Below are 19,788 nucleotides of genomic sequence, written 5' to 3' on the forward strand. Positions count from 1 at the left end.
TTTACTGCTCCTCTGGCTATTTCTTTATTTCCTGCAGTCACTTTGTATTTGCTGTTTAATTTTTATTCGATAGATGGTGTGGGTAAACGCATTATTTATTTTATCTTTGCTGTTTTATTTTTCTCTTTAGCCTACTTATTTATCTTCGCAGACAGTCTTTATTTTGGCTTTTTGCTTGACCGGGGATTGAGGTTGTTCTTGATTAATCTTGCCTCCTTTGTGTTTTTAGTTTTCTTCTTAACCTTTGATTACGCTGAATTAAAAGTAGCCAGCAAGATATCTGCCATTCTTATTGTGATGGTGTTTTTTATTAACCTTGTTGCCCCTGAGATTGTCAATAATCCCTCTTTTTTGCAGGGCTCTGCTGCATTTTCACCTGACCGGATGCGGGGTTTTACTCTGGAGGCGAGTACCTTCGGTTTTCAGGTGGTTACGGCAGTGATGTTGCTGGCCATTATATTCAGCGTTAATTATCTGTTGTCTATTGTGGTCGTGGTTTCTTTTTTACTCTTTACCTCGTCAAAAGGCGCCTTACTTGCTTTTTGTTTATCGGTTGTTATCTCAAAGTTTGTGTTGGCAAAAAGTGGCTTTAATAAAATCACTTTTCTTATTGTTGGCTTTCTCGCCTTTTCTTTTGGTTTTTATTATGTGCTGCTGGATGCCTTTATCCTCGATATCGAAAAGTACAATAGCTCCTCAACCCGCGGGGTCATGATATTTACCGGTGTTTACAGCGCCTTAGTCTCACCTCTTGGCGTGGGTTTTACCGGCTACTTTAATCAGATCTACCAGCTGGGCCCCGATATTATCAATTTTGTAGATTATTACTTTCCAAATTTGTTTAATTTTGACGAAGTGATTACTTATTTCATCGTAGGTAACGTGGAGTCTGTATCGACAAAAACCTTGTTTTTTGACTGGCTTATTTATGCAGGCTGGGTGTTTTTATACTTATTTTATAAATTTTTATCATTTTGCTTTTCAAAAATTAAAACAGCGGGTGGAAAAAACCTGTCTTTATTTATTTTTATGATCATTTCCTGGTGTTTTTATGTGCCGCTGGATGGCCGTATTATTGGACTGTTGGCGATAGCTACGCTTATTAAATTTAACAGGGAGCGGGGAGCATGAAGTATCGCGCTGACATTGATGGGCTAAGATCGATCGCTATTCTCCCGGTACTACTTTTTCATTTTGGTTTTGAAGTATTTTCGGGAGGCTTTGTAGGTGTAGACATATTTTTTGTCATCAGCGGTTTTTTAATTTCGTCCATTATCGTCGAAGAAATCAGGGAAGGGCGCTTCTCTTACATTTCTTTTTATGAGCGCCGGATCCGGCGATTAATGCCACTTTACTTTTCAGTACTGGTGGTCAGCCTAATTTTTGCTTTGATTTTGTTTAGCCCCAGAGAGTTTTCTGCATTTCTGGACAGCGCTGTTTATTCGTTGTTTTTTGCTTCAAATATTTATTTCTGGAATAACTTTGGTTATTTTGACGATGGTGCTGACCGATTGCCTCTGCTGCATACCTGGAGTTTGAGTGTTGAGGAACAGTTCTATATTGTTTTCCCTTTCCTGCTGATTTATTTGTTTCGCTCCGCGTTAAAAAACAGAGTCTTTCTGGTGCTTTTTGTGCTGTTTATTCTGGGTTATGTGCTCTCCTGTGTTGGGTCCTATTCGAAACCTCTGGCCAGTTACTATTTATTACCAACCCGCGGCTGGGAGTTGTTACTGGGTGCGCTTGCCTATTTTTACCGGGATAAATTTGATGGGATACGACATCCGCTAAAGGCCGATATTTTTCTTTTTTCGATGTTTTTTATACTGATTTATTTCATCCTGAGTTTTGAGAAAGGCAGTCCTTTTCCCGGTCCCTGGGCTTTGCCACCCACTTTAGTGGTATTTTTTATATTGGCGTTGAATAAAGCCGATTTTCTGTTCTATAAGCTTTTAGCCAATAAGGTTTTGGTTTATATAGGTTTGATCAGCTACAGCTTATACATGGTGCATCAGCCTGTTGTGGTTTTTTCCAACTTTATTAACCACAGCTCCACTCACCCTATCTGGTATAAATTTGTTCTGATCGCCATCACCTTTGCGATCTCTTATCTGACCTACAGATTTATAGAGTCGCCATTCAGATCAAAAAGCCGTATGGACAGATCCATGATTTATAAGCTGTTTTTTACCGCTTTTTTTCTGGTGCTGCTAAGTCTTGTGACGCTGAAAATGCTGGTGCTTTATAAACCTGCAACGCTATACAGCCCGCAGTTAATGCAGGTGGATGCACTGGTTAAACCCAACCTTGGGCTGTCAGATCTTTGCGATAACGGCCAATTAAACCCGGATGCCTGTCAAAATAGTGCAGAGCCTGAGTGGATTGTCTGGGGCGATTCACTGGGGATGCATGTCGCAAACAGTATGCAGGCAGCCAATGCGTTTAAATTTGTGCAGAAAACCTTGAGTGCATGCCCGCCTGTTTTAGATTTTAGTGTGCTTCGTTATGACCATACCGGCAAATGGGCGAATAAATGTCTGGCAAATAATCAGGCTGTGTTTGATTTTATAAAGTCGCGACCAGAGCTGAAGTATGTGGTGCTGGCATCCACTTTCGATTATTCCTATGCGAAAAATTACTATGATGGCCGCATCCAGAGCTATGACCGCAGCATCGCTTTACAGCGATTAACTGCAACTATTGCCGCCCTTGAAAAGCTTGGCAAGAAAGTGGTTGTGATTTCTCCACCACCTTTGTCTTCTTTTGACCCAGGATTTTGTTATGTCCGCTCTGTCGCCTCAGGCGCTCATGCAGAGCAGTGCAATTTCAAAGCTGTCCAGACCGGAGAAGCGACAGAGCTGTTAAGTCTGCTGCCACCACAGTATCTGCAGATCAATTTATCCCGATATTTTTGTTCTGACTCTGAGCATTGTATAAGCAGTTTCAACGACAAGCCTTTGTTTAAGGATTACATCCATTTAACCAAGAGTGGCTCCGCCTATCTGGTGAATGAAACCAGCTTTGTGTCTGACTTGAATTCGCTAAAAGAAGGAGAGCAGAAATGAGAGATCTGCGTATTGATTTTCTGAAATTTGTAGGGCTGGTGATGATTATACTCGCTCACTCAGGCCCGCCTGGTGGCATTTTCCAACTGAGAAACTTTGATGTGCCATTGATGGTGTTTTGTTCTGGTTTTGTGTTTTCTTATGGTGTGTCTTATAGCGGCTATTTGAGTTATGTGATGGCACGGCTGCAACGCTTAGTGATCCCTGTCTGGTTTTTTCTGCTGTTCTTTTTTGCATTCAACTCTGCTTTGGCGAGCGATCCGGACTATGTGTTTTTAACCTTTCTTTTTGTTGAAGGCGAGGGACTTGAGTATTTGTGGATTATTCAGGTGTTTGTATCCATTGCTATGGTTTCGCCTTTTATCTATAAATTTAATCAGTTGATCCGCTCTGATACAGTGTTTTTCTGCCTGTGTTTTTTGTTTTTAGTTCTTTACGATCTGTTTATCTCCTGGGCAGGCCGGGAGTTGTATCAGGACTATAAACTACTAAGGACACTATTACTTCTGATCCCCTATTCCCTGGTTTTTTTGTTAGGACTAAGGTTCAAAACCAAGAGTAACGCCAGCGTTTTAATGACGTCGGTATTTTGTATTGTGCTCTTTATGGTGATGTTTTATTGGGTAGGACGAACTGACGACGGTATTTTGTCCACCCAACATTTTAAATACCCACCAGGTTTGTATTATTTGTCTTATGCAGTGGCAGTGACTTGCTTGCTGTTGTACTGCTCAACCCGGTTTTATGCCCAGCTGTTTGCAGTGTCTCATTTCAATAACCTGGTACTTTTTGTCTCCTCGAATTCGATCTGGATTTACCTGTGGCACATCGTATTTTTAGGGCTAATAGACGGGCACTGGTTCGTGCGTTGGCTGCTGATCCTGAGCTGCTCCATTCTTTGTATGTATATTCAGGTGAGGATAGTGAAGGCTATTATTGCAAAGGCCTCTGTAAGGGAAACATACGCTAAGTTGATGTTAAAGACATTAACTGGCTGAGCGGGAAGATTTTGCGCAAAGATCATCTTTGATCAGCTGCTTAATGGGTTCAGGCAAACTGTTTTTTGACGTACGGAAGTAAGTGCAAGCAAGCTCAACCTTTCCTGTACTTCTGATGATGTTTAACGTTTGAAAATAAGAGCTTTGTCCGCTTTGCAGTGCTTTGTCCATCGCATAAAACGTATTAGTTTTTTGCTGGCCATTGAGTAATGACCAGCGTGATAGTCCTAACGCCAGCTCTCTTAACGAGGTTTCAGGCATATAAGGACCATACTTTTTCGCCAGCTCTAACTGTTCAAAAGCTTCAGTAATACGAAACTGGGTCACGCCGAGATAATAGGCATAGTCAGCATAAGCATTAGGCCATAAAGGCCTGGCCTGAATGGCTTCTTTATAATAAGTTTCCGTCTGTTCCAGTTCTTTGGTCGTCATTAAACCTGCGTACCAGCCCCATTCATTTATTTTTGCTTTGGTCAGCAGATAGTGCGGGTGTTTAGGATGAAGCTCTATGGCTTTATCTATAGCTTCACTTGCTTGCTTCCAGCTTTCTTCTGTCAGCAATGGCTGGTTTTTCACCCACAGCTCGACAAAATAATTGGCTTTAAAGTACCAGGCGCTGGCCAGTCCTATCGGGATTATATGCCAGGCCGTCAGGCCTAATAACAGCAACGCCGGCAGGGCGAGTAAACGGGACACTTTACTGCCATGCAACACAGGGCCTGCGCTCTGGTGGCGGGTGCGACGTTGGCGTTCTGGCATTCTAGAACCCTTAACTGAAATGGATATGGCTAATACGTTTTGGATGTTCTGTGACCAACTGTTCGGCATAATCATGACCACACAAGGTGGTTATATAATCCCGTGCTTCTGCTAGTTTGGGAGGTCGGCGCTGCAGGTTATGGCTGTCGCTGGCAACGATGTGAAAAGCTTTTTGCTGCAGCAACAGTAATGCTGTCTCTTTACTGCTTTCCCCCATATCACCCAGCACTGAACTCGCTGTCAGTTGCAGCAAACATCCCATACGCTGAAAGGGCAGCAGTTTTTTCAGATCAAGCTGAATGTCTCTGTTGCGCTCAGGATGGGCGATCATCGGCAGCACCTGTTTACCCAGCAACCATTTAACCAGCCGGTCTGCACCTGCAGGTATATGGCTATGCGGAAACTCCAGCAACAGCACTTTGTAGCCCTGATACTCACCTAAATAAGGCAAGCTGCCTGATTCAACCCAGCCCGGTAGTTCAGAGCATAAGCGTACTTCGGCAGCCGCAGCGAGTTGCACCGACAGGCCTGCTTCTTTTGCAGCAGCCTTGAGGCCTGCTAGTCCCTGTTGAATGCTGGCCAGAGTATTATCAAAGTGTCCCGGGTTGATATGAGGGGTGCTGACAATATGACTGATGCCATTGAGCTCTGCCATTTTCAGCAGTTGTATAGACTCTTCTACAGTTCTGGCTCCATCATCCAGCCCAGGAATAAAATGGCAGTGCAGGTCGTACATCAGCTGTTCTCGTTGCTGTAATAGTGGTAATAGCCATAATGGCTATAGTCACCATAACTTTGCGCCACTCTTTTCATATTCACTTTATTCAGAATGACGCCATAGAGGTTGTTTTCGGTCTGCAGCAATTTGGCGATACCACTTTGTATCGCGCCTTTACGTGTCTCGTCTGTCGCGACCACAAAGACAACAGCGTCGGCCTGTTTGGCAACGACTAAAGAGTCGCTTACTGCCTGAACAGGAGGCGTGTCAATAATAATTCTGTCGTAGCGGGCAGATAAATCGACCAACAGCTCGGCAAAACGTGGCGAAAGTAAAAGCTCCAGCGGGTTAGGGGGCACATTACCAGCGGGCAGCAGATCGATACCTGAGGTTTCATCTGCCACTATGCAGGTGTCAATTTGTTCACGGCCTGCTATTAAATTAGCCAGGCCTGGCTGATAGGCCGGTAAACCAAAACGTTTAGCGAGCGTAGGGCGGCGCATATCCGCATCAATCAGCAACACTTTTTCCATCTGGCCAAAAGCAAAAGCCAGATTAGTCGCAGAGGTTGATTTGCCCTCAGACGGTACTGCAGAGGTCACTTCAATCAGCTTTAAGGGTTTATCCAGCGCCAGCAAAATTAAGCTGGTTCTGATACTTCGTACCGCCTCAGCGTATTGCTTATGTTGATCGCTAAAAAAGCTATAGAGAGGCAAGTCCTGATTTTTCTTGTGAGGCAAGTCAGGCATAAAACCTAATGTACGTTGTCCCAATTGATTTTCGACGTCTTGAGGCGACTTTATCGTGTCGTTTAATGCATCCAACAAAAAGGCCAATAACATGCCCAAGCCGAGCGTAATGATAAAGGCGATAATGACCACCAGCTTACGTTTAGGTGAGATAGGCTCAGTCGACGGCGTTGCAAGATCGGTGAAACGCGCCAGGGCCGAATTAAAATTGCTGGTCGCCTGGGTTTCTTTTTGTCTGGATAAGAAGGTTTCAAATAGCTGTCTGTTGGTCAGAACTTCTCGCTCAAGGCTTTGATAAGTGGTCTCTTTTAAGCTGACCGTCTGATACTGATTTTTGGCTTTTGCCATTTCCTCTTCCAGTGAGCTGACGTTTTCCTTCACAGATTGGGCTTCATTCTCTATGCCAGAAATCAGTTTTTTAATCTGACTTCTTAAGTTTTCCTGTACAGCCGTCAATTCACTTTTCGCAGCTATCAGCCGTGGATGTTTTAGACCATAAATTTTTGACAGCTCAGACACTCTACGCTCAGTCAAAATAAGCTGGTTTTTTGCATCCTGGATCCCTCTGTGTGCGGTAATTTCAGGCAAGCTTTCCAGTTTTTCAATATTGTTGATGCCATATTGTTTGATCACACGGATAAAACCGTCGACCTGGGCTTTGCGGCTACGGGCTTCGGTCAAGGCTTCAGACAATCGTTCCAGCTCTTTGGCGCCTAAACCTCTAACGCCCTCTATATCAACCAGACCTTCCTGCGCTCTGTAGGCTTGTAATTTGGCTTCGGATTCGTCCAGTTGCACGCGCAGTTCGCCAAGACGACCACCCAGCCAACTGGCGGCCTGCTGCGTGATGCCAAGCCTCGCTTCCAACTGACTATTGATATAAGCCTCACCCACAGCATTAGCAACCTGAGCTGCAAGATCCGGGGTATAGGTGACAAAGCTGATTTGAACCAGTTGTGTTTTACGGATGGGACTGACATTGAGTCTGCTTTGGAATTGCGAAATCAGCTTATCTCTTTGTCTGAGCTCACGCTGTTCAGGTGTCAGTTTGCTTTCTGCGCTTGGAATAAAAGGGATCAGATCTTTAAGCCGGCTGATTAAACCTGGTTTTCCGATAAAATCCGGATGATCCTGCAGGTTCAGCTTATTAACCACAGCTTCTGCAATAGAACGTGATTTCAATATTTCGAATTGGGTCAGGTAGTACTCCTGCTGACTGGAGTTAATACCGTACACCTCTTCTATCGACACCGCGTTGGCCTGCTGACTTTCAATCAGCAGAGTAGCTGTGGCGGCATATCTGGATTTGACGTTGAGCATCACCAATACCGTCAGTATGGTCACCAGTACAGCTAAACTCAGAATACGCCATTTATGAATATTGATAATGGAAAGATATTTACGCAGGTCAATGGTTTCCTGCTGCGAAGGCGCACCTGCTAAGTCCGTTACTGCCATAGTTAAAAGAATCTCTGTTCGATGGTGATGGTATCGCCAGCATCCACTTTCGTGTTCAGGTTGGCATTTTCTTGTTTACTTTTATTGGCTTCACGGGTAATAAAAATCTTCTCTTTTGAAGCCCGCTCGGTCAGGCCACCAGCTAAAGCAACCGCCTGATTGACCGTCATCCCCGGTTGATAAGGGTAGCCTCCAGGTAACTTCACTTCACCATGAATAAAAAACGGTCTGTATTCCACCATTCCGACAAAGACGTTAGGTTCGACAAAATAATCCCCTTTCAGGCCATTATAAATACGGCTTTCGAGCTGTTTAATCGAAAGCCCTTTGGCCATGATTTCGCCAAGGAAGGGGTAGTTTATTTTGCCGCTGTCAGTGAGCTGAGTTTCTATTTTCAGCTCTTCTTCACCGTACACCTGAATAATAATTTTATCGCCAGGCCCCAATAAATAATTAGCATCTTCCTGGGCGTACACCCAGGAAGACCAACTGATTAAAAGGGCAACAAGCCAAACTACAAATTGCTGCATAATCTATCCATGAAATCTGATCCGAGGATCAAAGAGAAAAGTCAAAATTTACACCGACGATGTTCCGGTCAAATTCTATACCAGGTACAGAAGAGGTTTTATCTGTCACAGTGGTAAACAACGAAACATCGACAAAGCGGCGAAACGCATATTTGATACTGGCGGTGTAGGAGTCGTTTTCATCCTCTCTGTTTATCCCCACATAATCCTCTTCCAGCCTATTGTAGGCCAGTTGAGTTTGCACAGCTTCTGACCAGTTGTGGTACCAGCTTAGCGAATAGGTGGTCTCTTTAATGTAGTCACCGCCTTGTAACGGATCTTTAGCTTTACGTCCTGTGCCTAAATTAAAGTTACTGTAGGTCAGAGGGGCCCAGTTAGCGTTGACTGTCCAGGCCACGCCGCTGAAATCATCACGGGTTGAGTCATCAAATTCTTTTTTCTGATAACCTAATTTGAACTCACCTGAGGTCAGGGCACTGATTTGCCATTCTGCACCGGCTTTTACATTGGTTTCTTTGCTGTCTCTGGGCGCTTCCGGGTCAACGAAGTCATAGCCTATGTCGACAATACTGGTTTCCAGCACGGCTGTAGTACCGGACAAGGTGTCGTAGTAAAAATTAATGCCGCCCATGGTGGAGTCATAATCTCTGAACTGAGTGACTTCACGCTGGTTCATATACTCTTTATTAAAGTAACGGGCACCAAAACGAACCCGGGCTGGTGCGGCCAGAGCTCCATACTCGTAATAACCGGACAAGGTCTGATTATTAAAGCGGGTAGGGTCGTCCAGATTATTGTTCAGGCCTTCGGTAATGCCTGTACCTCTGTCCTCGTGGCCCCACACCATATCTGCTTTGACGTTTAACTTACCTTGCTCGGACAACTGGGTATTAAACAAGCCACCTAATAAGGTGTCGGTAAAATTATCGCTACTGCTGCTGAAATAGTTGCCGTGATAAGCGGCCGCACTGAATTCGAGACTGGTGACGCCATCATCTCTGCTGGCTTTTAACGATGGCAATACCGTCATAATCCAACTGTCTGTTTCGTTGGCACTGACACTGGTGATGTTGTCATCGTACTTCAGGCCAGTGCTGAGCAGAGGCGTAATATCAAAGCCCGACTCTGTCTTAATAGCCTGTGGATCTACAGCTTGTACTCCAGCGCTGGCAAAAGCCAGCGCTGTCATAATAGCTAACTTGGATTTCATAACAGTGGCCCTTCTAATATACATTTTTCCCTGTAAACCCTCTAAAGAAGGTCAAAAATACTATTTTTGTATCCCACCACAGTGACCAGTTCTTGATATACGTCAGGTCATATTCCACCCGTTTTTCCATCTTCTCTAACGAGTCGGTTTCACCGCGCCAGCCGTTAATTTGCGCCCAGCCGGTAATACCTGGTTTGACTTTGTGTCTGAGCATATAAAAGGCTACCAGCTTTCTATACTGTTCATTGTGCGCTACCGCATGTGGACGGGGGCCCACCACAGACATTTCACCTCTGAGTACATTGATAAACTGCGGTAACTCATCCAGTGATGTGCGTCTTAGTACAGCACCTAAGGGCGTGACTCGGGCATCGCCTTTTTTAGCCTGAACAACAGTATCTCCGTTGTCCTGAACCGTCATACTGCGAAACTTGAATACTTTGATCGCTTTACCATCCAATCCGTAGCGGTCTTGTTTAAAGAATACCGGACCACGGCTGGTGATTTTAATGGCAGCAGCTATCACTAGCATTGGAAGGGCCAATAACAACAAGGCGATACTGCTTACCGTCACGTCAAACGAACGTTTTAACCAGTCGTGAGCACCGTAGTAAGGGGATTCAAATACGCTCAGCGTCTCGACATCTCCTATAGTGCCTAGTCTGGCATGCATCAGGTTATACAGCAGGAAGTCAGGCACTATGTGGACATCTACTGTGGTATCGCCTAAACGCTGGATTATTTCAGCGATGCGCTTATCAGCAGATAAAGGCAAGGTGATATAAAGCTTATCAAATGCCCCATTTCTGGCTGATTCGACACATTCGTCAATTTTACCGCTGAGTGCTTTTCCACATTCAGGCAGGCGATCGGCTTCTCTGTCGTCGTATACACTGCAAAACTGTAATCCAAGCTCTGGTTTGCTGGTGATTTCATTGATTAAGCGCTTGGCATTGGCGGTGCAACCGATAACGGCAACACGACGGATGCTGTAGCCTTTTTTGTGCAGGGTGTTTTTGATCATACGGGCAGCAACACGCCACACAGTGGTGTAGCACAATGCCAGACTGAACCAGCCGACAAGAATGACCCTTGAGTAGCTGGCGGTACTTTTTAATGCAAAGGTAATAGCCAGCATCAGACTAAAGGCAACAAATAAGCACAGCACCACCAAAGCAACATTGCTGGTCAGTGTGCTAATGCGCCATGAACGATATAATTGAACGGATTCTGCCGTATACAGATAGACCGCCATTACAGTGAAGTACAGCATAATGTAACTGGTCGTCACGACTTCGCCATACAGCTTCAGGCTCAGGTACAAAGCTGCACCTATGGCCACTATGTCGAAGAGTCTGTTTAGGAAACAGAAACCACTATCTTCCGCCTTGAAACTTGTGTGCGTGTTCATAGTTAAATCCTGTTAACTTCCAATTGGCATCAAACGCCGTTGGTACGAAGTGCCTACAGCAAAAAATGAAGCAATGATTCATTGGTTGATTTTTCGCCATCCCAAGGACTATAGCCACGAGTTGTGACAGTCACCTTACACAGGCTTAACTAAAAAATCTGTTTGTTCAACTGGTTGAAAAATATTCAACTATAGTGCTTTTAGAGCTGTATTTGTATTGGGGAAGGAGGTTTTAGGCTGTCGGTCTTGATCTTGCTAGTGTTTTTGTCGAGATAAGCTAAAGCTGTTTCAAAATTCAGGTTATTTTCAGGCGGTTATGAGTTAAAAAAAATCGTGTATAAAATAACCAAAACACATTATTCAGGACCTGTGTTGGAACCAAAGGCTGTTTTTTCTGTATTTTGTTTTATTGGCAAAGCAGAAATTGTGATGTGAATTTTTTATGAAGTTACAGTCTTGTCGGGACAAACAAAGCCTGATCTTGTCAGGCTTTGTTTGTATTACCTATCAGGTGGCAGCTTTCATACTGCGAACAAAAGCTGAGAGTTCACTGAGCATAGTGTCTGGCTGATGTTGATGTTTTTCAATAATTTGCACTATAGCCGAACCAGAAATAGCGCCTGCTGCACCGCTATCAATAGCCGCTTTAACATGCTCTGGTTTGGAAATGCCAAAGCCCAAAAGCGTAGGGGCTGAATTGTATTCTTTTAACTGATTAATCAGCGTACTGGCGGGCATAGTGGCCTGGGTTTCAGTGCCTGTCACACCAGCGCGGCTTAACAGGTAAGTGTAACCACGGCTATAAGAGGCCAGTTCACGTAAGCTGTCGTCTGTGATGTTTGGCGGCGCGATAAAAATAGGTGCTATGTCATGTTTCATCGCGGCGTTTCTGAATAACTTGCTTTCATGCAGTGGCACATCGGCGATCAGAATGGAATCCACACCAGCTTGTTGTGCCTGCAGATAGAAGTTATCTATACCGCGCGCCATCACCAGGTTGCTGTACAACAACAAGCCAATAGGAATGTCTTTGTTGTACTGACGAATACGGCCAATCAGCTCAAAACACTGAGCTGGCGTCACACCAGCGGCCAAAGCGCGGATATTGGCGTTTTGGATCACAGGGCCGTCAGCTATAGGGTCGGAGAAGGGAATACCTAGCTCTAAGGCATCGGCGCCTGCATCTATTAAGGTTTTGATAATGTCAAAAGACAGTTCAAGGCCTGGATCGCCTATAGTCACGAAAGGCACAAAAGCACCTTGTTTGGTCTCGCTAAGGCGGCTGAATAACTGCTGATAACGTTGCATAAAAATCTCCTTAGCTGCGATCTGCCATGTTGTTTGGTTTGATATGGGCTTCGCCAATAATTGAGTAGACGTGATTTAAATCTTTGTCACCACGACCTGATAAGTTGACTAAAAGCACCAGAGGTTCTGTGGCAGCAGCAGCCATTTTTAGCGCATGAGCTAAAGCATGTGAGCTTTCAAGTGCCGGGATAATACCTTCAGATTTCGCCAGATGCTGGAAAGCTGCTAAGGCTTCATCGTCGTTAATCGCCACATATTCAGCGCGGCCTATGCTTTGCAAATAGGTATGTTGTGGCCCAACAGCCGGATAGTCTAAACCAGCAGAAACAGAGTAGGACTCTTCAATCTGACCATCTTTGGTTTGCATAATAGCGGTGTAAGCGCCGTGCAGAATACCAAAGCTGCCTGTACTTAATGCCGCACCGTGCTGATGGGTTTCAATGCCCATACCACCTGGTTCAATACCAATTAAGCGCACACCTTCTTCTTTGATGAAATCAGCGAACATACCAATAGCGTTTGAGCCACCACCCACACAAGCCAGCACCGCATCAGGTAATTTACCTTCAGCTGCAAGAATTTGTTGTTTGGCTTCTTCACCAATCATTTTCTGGAATTCGCGCACTATAGTCGGGAATGGGTGAGGGCCAGCCGCAGTACCTAATAAATAATGGCTGGTGGCATAACTGCCAGACCAGTCACGCATGGCTTCATTGACTGCATCTTTTAAGGTGCCAGAACCTGCTGTAACAGGAATAACGGTCGCGCCCATCAGCTTCATCCTAAATACGTTCGGCTGCTGACGGTCAATATCTTTAGCACCCATATAAATTTTGCAATTCAGGCCTAATAAAGCACAGGCGAGTGCTGTAGCTACACCATGCTGACCGGCACCGGTTTCAGCAATAATGTCTTTTTTGCCCATACGTTTAGCCAACAAGGCCTGGCCTAATACCTGATTGGTTTTATGCGCGCCACCGTGTAATAAGTCTTCACGTTTTAAGTAAATTTTTGCCAGTGGGTTAGGTGATACATTACGGCATAAAGTTAAAGGGGTAGGGCGACCGGCGTAGTCTTTCAGCAGCGCCTGAAATTCAGCAATAAAAGCCGGATCCTGCTGCGCGTCTACAAAAGCCTGCTCCAGCTGCACTAACGCAGGGACCAGCAACTCAGGCACAAACATGCCACCAAAATCGCCAAAATAAGGGTTTAAATTTAATTTAGTCATGACTGAATTCTCTGATGTTCACAAATGCGTGTTGAATTTTGCCCGCATCTTTCATGCCGGGAGCGGATTCGAGGCCAGAATTAAGATCCACGGCCAGTACCTGATGTTTCAGTGCTGCAACGACATTGTCCGGATTTAAACCTCCAGCCAGCATCACTTTTTTATCCAGCAGTTGTTCGTCCAATAATTGCCAGTCAAATTGTTGCCCTGTGCCGCCCGCCTGCTCTGGATGATAAGCATCGAGCAAATAACGGTCGGCATAACGACTTAGTTCGGGCAGCTTGTGTTGCACGCGGTAGGCTTTCCAAATCTCTGTAGTTTTAGGCAATAAAGGTCGCAGTTTTTGTAAATACAAGTCGGATTCATCACCGTGCAGCTGCACTGCGGCCAGTTTTAAATCCCGTGCTATTGCAGCCACTGTCTCTACTGCTTCATCAACAAAAACACCGACGTAATGCAGCGCTGGTGCGCCTTGTTGCACAACTTTAGCATGCTCTACTGTGACAAAACGGGGTGATTTTGGATAAAAAATCAGACCGCCAAAATAAGCACCATTGGCATATACAGCCTTGCTGTCCTCTGCGCGGGTTAAACCACAGACCTTATGTTCGCCCCGGATCAGTGAGCGACAGGCATTAGCCAAATCAGCTTGTGCCATTAACGAACTGCCCACCAGATAAGCATCAGCCACTTTGGCCAGCTGCCGTACCTGCTGCGAGCTGTAAATGCCTGATTCGGATACGATAGTAATACCTTTAGGGATCAGACGAGCGAGCTTGAAACTGGTTTCTAAGTTGGTATCTAAAGTACGTAAGTCGCGGTTATTGATACCAATTAGCTCTGCACCTAAAGCCACAGCTCTTAAGGTTTCTGACTCGTTACTGACTTCGGTCAGTACCGTCAGATTTAAGCTTTTCGCAACAGCGGCGAGCTCCAGATATTCCAGATCATTCAGTACAGATAACATCAAAAGCACAGCATCAGAGCCCTGCAAACGGCCAAGGTAAATCTGATAGGCGTCGATAATAAAATCTTTATGCAGCAAAGGCTGGTTTACTTTGGCTCTTACTTTCGCCAGATAATCGTAACTGCCCTGAAAAAACTTCTCGTCGGTCAGCACAGAAATACAGTCAGCATATTGACCATAAGCGGCACAAATTTCTTCTAAATCAAAAGGGCTGCGAATTAAACCTTTAGAAGGCGAAGCTTTTTTGCATTCCAGAATAAAACCTGGGCCTTTTTGCTGCAGAGCCTTTAAAAAATTACGTTGGCTGGGTTGCACCAGTTGCTGAAACTGCGCCAGTGGCAGTTTTTGCTTGCGCTCTGCCACTTCCAGTTTTTTGTGATCGATAATAGTGGTTAACACATTAGCCATGACTAAGTTCCCTTAACTGCGTCAATGTCGAAAAAGCCTGTCCTGAAGCTAAATGTTCCAGTACAGATTGGGTTAGCTGTTTTAAATCTTGACGCTCTTTATTTGCGCCACTGATATGCAGCATTGCCGCTACATTAGCCGCCACCGCCTGATTGTGCGCTGTTTTGCCAGTGCCCTGTAAAATCGCTAATGTGGCTGCAGCATTGTCAGCCGGGCTGCCACCTGTTAATTCGCTCAGGCTGATTTGAGGTAAACCAAAATCAGCAGGCGTCAGTTCAAAATGTTCAATAGCGCCTTCGCTGGTGACAGCGCTGACGTTAGTTACACCATGCAAAGCTATTTCATCACAGCCGCTGCCATGCACTACCCAGGCGGCTTTTACACCCAGTTGCTGCAATGCTGCTGCCATCACTGGCGTTAAGGCCGGATCGTAGACGCCAAGCAACTGATAATCAGGTTTAGCCGGGTTAATCAGTGGCCCTAATAAGTTAAAAATGGTGCGGCTTTTTAAGGCTGTACGCACTGGCATCGCATGCTTAATGCCTGCATGGTACAAAGGCGCAAATAAGAAGCTGCTGTTGCTTTGACTTAAGGCATTGGCTGCTGCTTCTGGGTTCATTTGAATATTGATGCCCAATTGCTCCAGCAAGTCTGCCGAACCGGACTGAGAGGATACGCTTCTGTTGCCATGTTTGGCCACTGGCAATCCCATACTGGCTGCCACAAGAGCTGCAGTGCTGGAAATATTGATGGTGTTGGAGCCGTCACCACCTGTGCCACAACAATCTATGGCGCCTGCAACAGTAGCCGGAAATTCAGTAGCGGCAGCGCGCATAGCAGCGGCAGCTCCTGCAATTTCATCGGCTGTTTCGCCACGCATTTTCAGCGCCACTAAAAGCGCTGTTAACAACACCGGCTCGACCTCACCTTTGACTACGGCACTGAAAAAAGCATGGCTTTGCTCAAAGGACAAGGCTTCACCTTTCAGGCTTTTTTGTACTAGTTCTAAAATTGGCTGACTCATGCTGTTGCTCCCAAGCTCATTGGGCTTTTCATTAAGTAGTCCAGACTTTGTTTTAGCAAAGGTTTACCTAAAGTGGTCAGAATAGACTCAGGGTGGAACTGGTAACCTAAAGCTTTGTGCTCTTCATGCACTATGGCCATAGGAATATGCTGATAGGCCGCGATCACCTGCAACGAATCCGGCACTTCAGTTGCCATTAAAGAGTGATAACGGGCGACATGGAATTGTTTAGGTAAAGTGCCAAACACCGGGTGATCAGTCAGCTCAATAATAGAAGTTTTACCATGTACGGTTTCGCCGGCACGACCGACCACGCCGCCATAATGTTCAACCAATGCCTGATGGCCTAAACAAATGCCCAGCATGGGGAATTTGCCAGCACAGAGTGCGATAAGCTCCGGCATGGAACCAGCTTCTGAAGGTGCGCCTGGGCCTGGCGATAATAACAACACTACAGGCTGTTGTTCCTGCTGCATTTTTTCAAAGATATAAGCAGCGGGCACCGTATTACGGTACAACTTTAAACTAAAACCTAATTGCGCCACTTCATCCACCAGGTTGTAGCTGAACGAATCTAAATTATCTAAAAGATACACAACACTCATTGCGCCGCTCCTGCAAAGTCCACCAGGTTGTAGCTGAAGGAATCTAAATTATCTAACAGATATACCACGCTCATACTGAAGCTCCTGCGGATTGAATAGCATTAATAACAGCCTGAGCTTTACTGCGGGTTTCATCGGCTTCAGCTTGCGCTACGCTGTCGTACACCACACCGGCACCGGCCTGAATATAAGCCATGCCGTTTTGCACATAAGCCGAACGAATGACTATGCAGCTGTCAAAATCACCATTGCATGCCAAATAACCTACTGCGCCACCATAACTGCCACGGCGTTTTTTCTCGACACCACGAATAAGCTCTGCTGCACGCACTTTTGGCGCACCCACTAAAGTGCCCATATTCATGCAGGCCTGATAGGCATGCAAAGCGTCCAGTTCAGGTTTTAAGGTGCCGACCACACGCGACACTAAATGCATCACGTAAGAGTAACGGTCTACTTTCAGCAGCTCTTTGACATAACGACTGCCCGGCACACTGATACGGGCTACGTCGTTACGGGCTAAATCGACCAACATTAAATGTTCGGCTTTCTCTTTTTCGTCCTGACGCAGTTCCAGCTCAATGCGGCTGTCTAAGTCGCGATCAATACTGCCATTGGCGGCAAAACCACGGCGACGGGTGCCTGCTATAGGGTAGATCTCTACTTGTGCTGTTTTTGCTTCATATTTCAACGCCGACTCAGGAGATGCACCAAACAGGCTGAAGTTTCTATCCTGCAGGTAAAACATATAAGGGCTTGGATTTTGTTGTTTCAGTTTGGCATAAGCCGCTTGTGGATCAGGGCAAGGCAGGCTGAAACAGCGTGATGGTACTACCTGAAATACATCTCCAGCTACGATGTTGTGTTTCAGAGCTTCGACTTGTGCGACAAAGTCGGCATCACTGATATCTACTTTGACTTCAGCTTTGGCTGCTGGCTCTGTTGCTGTTGTTGTATCCGTTGATTGCTGTAATAACTGCTGCAGTTCGGATAAACGCTGACCTATAACAAAATACTGCTGCTGGGCTTGAGTGCCACAAAACACATTACCAATCAGACGGCTATTGCCTGCCTGATGATCCACTACTAATAAGGTTTCAGCCAGATAAAACAGGTAGTCAGGGCATTGGTTTTCAGCTGCGGGCACCTGGGGTAAGTCTTCTACCATAGCCACTAAGTCGTAACCAATAACTCCACCTAAAAAGATCGCCAGTGGCTCGTCACTATTGTTCTGTAGCTGTTGTTGCAGTAAACGCAAAACAGTCAGTGAGTTAGGCAGCAATAAGCGGCTTTCTTCATCAAGCAGTGGGTCAGCTTTGGCAAACTGTACTCTGAGTTGGTTGGATGACAAATCAAGTTCTGCTTTGCCTTGCAGCAAAGACGCCAGATAAGGAAGCAGGGTTTTACCGTTGTCGGTTAAAGCTTCAATCTGCACCTGTAACGCATTGCATTCAATGCGCAAAGCGGCATCAATCAGCATCAGACTTTTTAAACTGTTTTTGCTGTCAATTTCTGCTGATTCAAGTAACAACGCCATTTGGCCCTGGCTGGTTAAGGCCCTAAAGCTTTGCAGCGGATCAGGCTGAATGCTCAGGGTTTGGCTGAAACTGGCCACTTGCCCTGTGGTGGTTGTAATTTGCTGTAAATTCATGGTGTTCCCTAAAAAGTGTTAAAAAAAAGCCCGCATCAAGCGGGCTTTTTGGCTGTATTCGGACAATAGTTGTCCGGCCCGCTAAACAGGAAGTCGCCACCAGTGCCAACGTGTTACTTGAGAATTCATTATGATTTTTCCTGTATTTAAATTTATATAAAGCTTAAAAAACGAAAAGGCCCGCATCTTTCGAAACGGGCCTGGTTTTATAGCGAATACAACGCCTCCACACGCCCGTTAAGGAGTATGCCACCACCAAATGTGAGTTTGAGTTGTTGTCTGAAATTGCATTGGCTATAAATCCGTTGTTAGTGAGTTGCTCTGAAAACGCCTCTATAAAACCCTGAAATCAAATGGCCGTCAAGCCTTGTTTAGTTATAAGTCCAAAAAAATACGTATAAGTGGATAGATGGCTAGTTTTCTTATGGCGATGCAGTGGTCTCTGATGGCATTACCAGAAGTTTTGCTGCTATCCGGAAATCATCTTTTCCCTGTATTGGCTAGGTGTTACACCTTCCAGCCGTTTAAAAAAGGTATTAAACACTGATTTGCTGTTAAAACCCACTTCGTAGTAGATGTCGGTAATGGTTTTGGCATCAGGCCCTTTTTCGGCAAGCAGTTTTTTAGCGGCTTTGATCCTATGACTGTTTACATACTCATAGAAATTCAGCTGATAGGCCTGCTTAATAGTCAGCGACACCTTTTTCGCCGGATAACCCGCGGCTTCGGCCAGCTTGTCCAGGGTGATATCTGGATGGGCATAAAACTTCTGTTGCAGCATTAGTTGCTCCAGTTTTTGCACTATAAGCGGATCAGAAAGCGGGTTTTGTTCTTCTTTGGCTTCATACAGAGGCTGTTCGCTGACAGGTTCTACGCTGGAAAATGCCGTAAAACGTAAGAAAATCAGAATGTTCAGCGCGATAAAGTTTAGATAATAACTGGATAAACCCACTACGTTCAGCAGCTCTAAATCAAAATTATCTGTGAATAAGCCATAAAGTTTGATGCAGTGCAACGCACTGTCCCAGCCAAAAATGATCAGGAAAGCCAGCAGCATCAGTTTTAACCATGCCACATCTGAGGTTTTCAGATCGGCCTGTTCATGCCGCAACTGCTTACGATAGTTCCATACCAGCAGGAAACACCAGATGACATAACCTACCCGGACAAAACGGCCCATGGCTTCAAAATACAAATGTGGAGAAGAGTAGGCGATATGCTGGCTCTCAATCAGATCGAGTCGTGTTGCATGATCCAACGAATAGAAATTCCACAGCATGTGCAGGGCATACAGCACTATAGGCGTCAGATGCCAGAGATGTTTTCGCTGCAACCGCACATCTTTATACAGTAAAGCCCGGACAAAAAAGTACAACAAAGGGCCATCTAAAAAGTAGGCGTAGCTAAACAGGAAAAAAATATTAGGTGAGATATCCAGCAGCCAGATGCGGAACAATTTGCCCCAGAAGGTTAGCTCATGCAGGGGGATTAAAAAGTGGCAAAACAAAAACGCAGCTAAAAGCCAGTTACTTAAAGACGATTTTGGTGACGAAGCCGCCAGCAATAACGCCAACAGCAGAGATTCAAAAGCCGTGACCACCATAAGCAGGTCATGGAAGTTAAACAGAATGGTATCCATAGAGGGTATCGTCAGCGTTTGTCGTTGTTTTCGTTATGGTTTTGCACTTCGGTGGTGCAAGCT

The 19,788-nt window shown here is 45.3% G+C and carries 16 protein-coding genes; 3 read left to right on the forward strand and 13 right to left on the reverse strand.

Translation table 11 applies throughout. The annotated features are described in order from the left end of the window. Nucleotides 1-198: 198 nt before the first annotated feature. Genes OM978_RS08225 through OM978_RS08235 form a run of 3 tightly spaced genes read left to right on the forward strand, consistent with a single transcriptional unit; the run spans nucleotide 199 to nucleotide 4,060 of the window. Entirely contained in the window at nucleotides 199-1,131 is a 933-nt protein-coding gene (locus OM978_RS08225) for a hypothetical protein (RefSeq protein ID WP_264346351.1), read from the forward strand. After that, complete coding sequence (locus OM978_RS08230; protein WP_264346352.1) at nucleotides 1,128-3,062, forward strand: acyltransferase family protein; 1,935 nt, start codon at nucleotides 1,128-1,130, stop codon at nucleotides 3,060-3,062. The genes OM978_RS08225 and OM978_RS08230 overlap by 4 nt, the downstream gene beginning before the upstream one ends. Then, nucleotides 3,059-4,060: an acyltransferase gene (locus tag OM978_RS08235; RefSeq protein WP_264346353.1), complete on the forward strand. Its 1,002-nt coding sequence runs from the start codon at nucleotides 3,059-3,061 to the stop codon at nucleotides 4,058-4,060. Before OM978_RS08230 ends, OM978_RS08235 begins: the two co-directional genes overlap by 4 nt. On the opposite strand, the gene OM978_RS08240 is transcribed toward OM978_RS08235, so the two are convergent. The 13 genes from OM978_RS08240 to OM978_RS08300 form a co-directional block, all read right to left on the reverse strand. Beyond that, a complete protein-coding gene (locus OM978_RS08240) occupies nucleotides 4,049-4,819 on the reverse strand; it encodes a hypothetical protein (protein WP_264346354.1) in 771 nt (256 codons plus the stop codon). The genes OM978_RS08235 and OM978_RS08240 overlap by 12 nt on opposite strands. Nucleotides 4,820-4,829: 10 nt before the next feature. Beyond that, on the reverse strand, nucleotides 4,830-5,555 hold the full coding sequence (locus OM978_RS08245) for a tyrosine-protein phosphatase (protein ID WP_264346355.1): 726 nt from the start codon (nucleotides 5,553-5,555) through the stop codon (nucleotides 4,830-4,832). Next, complete coding sequence (locus OM978_RS08250; RefSeq protein ID WP_264346356.1) at nucleotides 5,555-7,744, reverse strand: GumC family protein; 2,190 nt, start codon at nucleotides 7,742-7,744, stop codon at nucleotides 5,555-5,557. The genes OM978_RS08245 and OM978_RS08250 overlap by 1 nt, the downstream gene beginning before the upstream one ends. Before the next feature lie 2 nt (nucleotides 7,745-7,746). Continuing rightward, the gene (locus OM978_RS08255) at nucleotides 7,747-8,274 is read right to left on the reverse strand and encodes a polysaccharide biosynthesis/export family protein (RefSeq protein WP_264346357.1); all 528 of its coding nucleotides are present in this window, start codon (nucleotides 8,272-8,274) and stop codon (nucleotides 7,747-7,749) included. A gap of 28 nt (nucleotides 8,275-8,302) precedes the next feature. Beyond that, nucleotides 8,303-9,484, reverse strand: a complete 1,182-nt coding sequence (locus tag OM978_RS08260) for an outer membrane beta-barrel protein (RefSeq protein WP_264346358.1) — start codon at nucleotides 9,482-9,484, stop codon at nucleotides 8,303-8,305. Between the two features lie 13 nt (nucleotides 9,485-9,497). Next, complete coding sequence (locus tag OM978_RS08265) at nucleotides 9,498-10,895, reverse strand: undecaprenyl-phosphate glucose phosphotransferase (protein WP_264346359.1); 1,398 nt, start codon at nucleotides 10,893-10,895, stop codon at nucleotides 9,498-9,500. Nucleotides 10,896-11,402: 507 nt separating this feature from the next. Further along, on the reverse strand, nucleotides 11,403-12,203 hold the full coding sequence (trpA, locus tag OM978_RS08270) for a tryptophan synthase subunit alpha (RefSeq protein ID WP_264346360.1): 801 nt from the start codon (nucleotides 12,201-12,203) through the stop codon (nucleotides 11,403-11,405). A gap of 10 nt (nucleotides 12,204-12,213) precedes the next feature. Further along, nucleotides 12,214-13,431, reverse strand: a complete 1,218-nt coding sequence (gene trpB / locus OM978_RS08275; RefSeq protein ID WP_264346361.1) for a tryptophan synthase subunit beta — start codon at nucleotides 13,429-13,431, stop codon at nucleotides 12,214-12,216. Next, entirely contained in the window at nucleotides 13,424-14,806 is a 1,383-nt protein-coding gene (trpCF, locus tag OM978_RS08280) for a bifunctional indole-3-glycerol-phosphate synthase TrpC/phosphoribosylanthranilate isomerase TrpF (protein ID WP_264346362.1), read from the reverse strand. The genes trpB and trpCF overlap by 8 nt, the downstream gene beginning before the upstream one ends. After that, nucleotides 14,799-15,830: an anthranilate phosphoribosyltransferase gene (gene trpD / locus OM978_RS08285; protein WP_264346363.1), complete on the reverse strand. Its 1,032-nt coding sequence runs from the start codon at nucleotides 15,828-15,830 to the stop codon at nucleotides 14,799-14,801. The genes trpCF and trpD overlap by 8 nt, the downstream gene beginning before the upstream one ends. Beyond that, nucleotides 15,827-16,435, reverse strand: a complete 609-nt coding sequence (locus tag OM978_RS08290; protein ID WP_264346364.1) for an aminodeoxychorismate/anthranilate synthase component II — start codon at nucleotides 16,433-16,435, stop codon at nucleotides 15,827-15,829. Before OM978_RS08290 ends, trpD begins: the two co-directional genes overlap by 4 nt. Before the next feature lie 70 nt (nucleotides 16,436-16,505). Then, a complete protein-coding gene (locus tag OM978_RS08295) occupies nucleotides 16,506-18,086 on the reverse strand; it encodes an anthranilate synthase component 1 (protein WP_264346365.1) in 1,581 nt (526 codons plus the stop codon). A 469-nt stretch (nucleotides 18,087-18,555) separates the two neighbouring features. Further along, nucleotides 18,556-19,725, reverse strand: a complete 1,170-nt coding sequence (locus OM978_RS08300; protein WP_264346366.1) for an AraC family transcriptional regulator — start codon at nucleotides 19,723-19,725, stop codon at nucleotides 18,556-18,558. Nucleotides 19,726-19,788 lie beyond the last annotated feature (63 nt).

The sequence above is a fragment of the Rheinheimera sp. MM224 genome (genome assembly GCF_947090785.1).
In the GTDB taxonomy this organism is placed as follows: domain Bacteria; phylum Pseudomonadota; class Gammaproteobacteria; order Enterobacterales; family Alteromonadaceae; genus Pararheinheimera.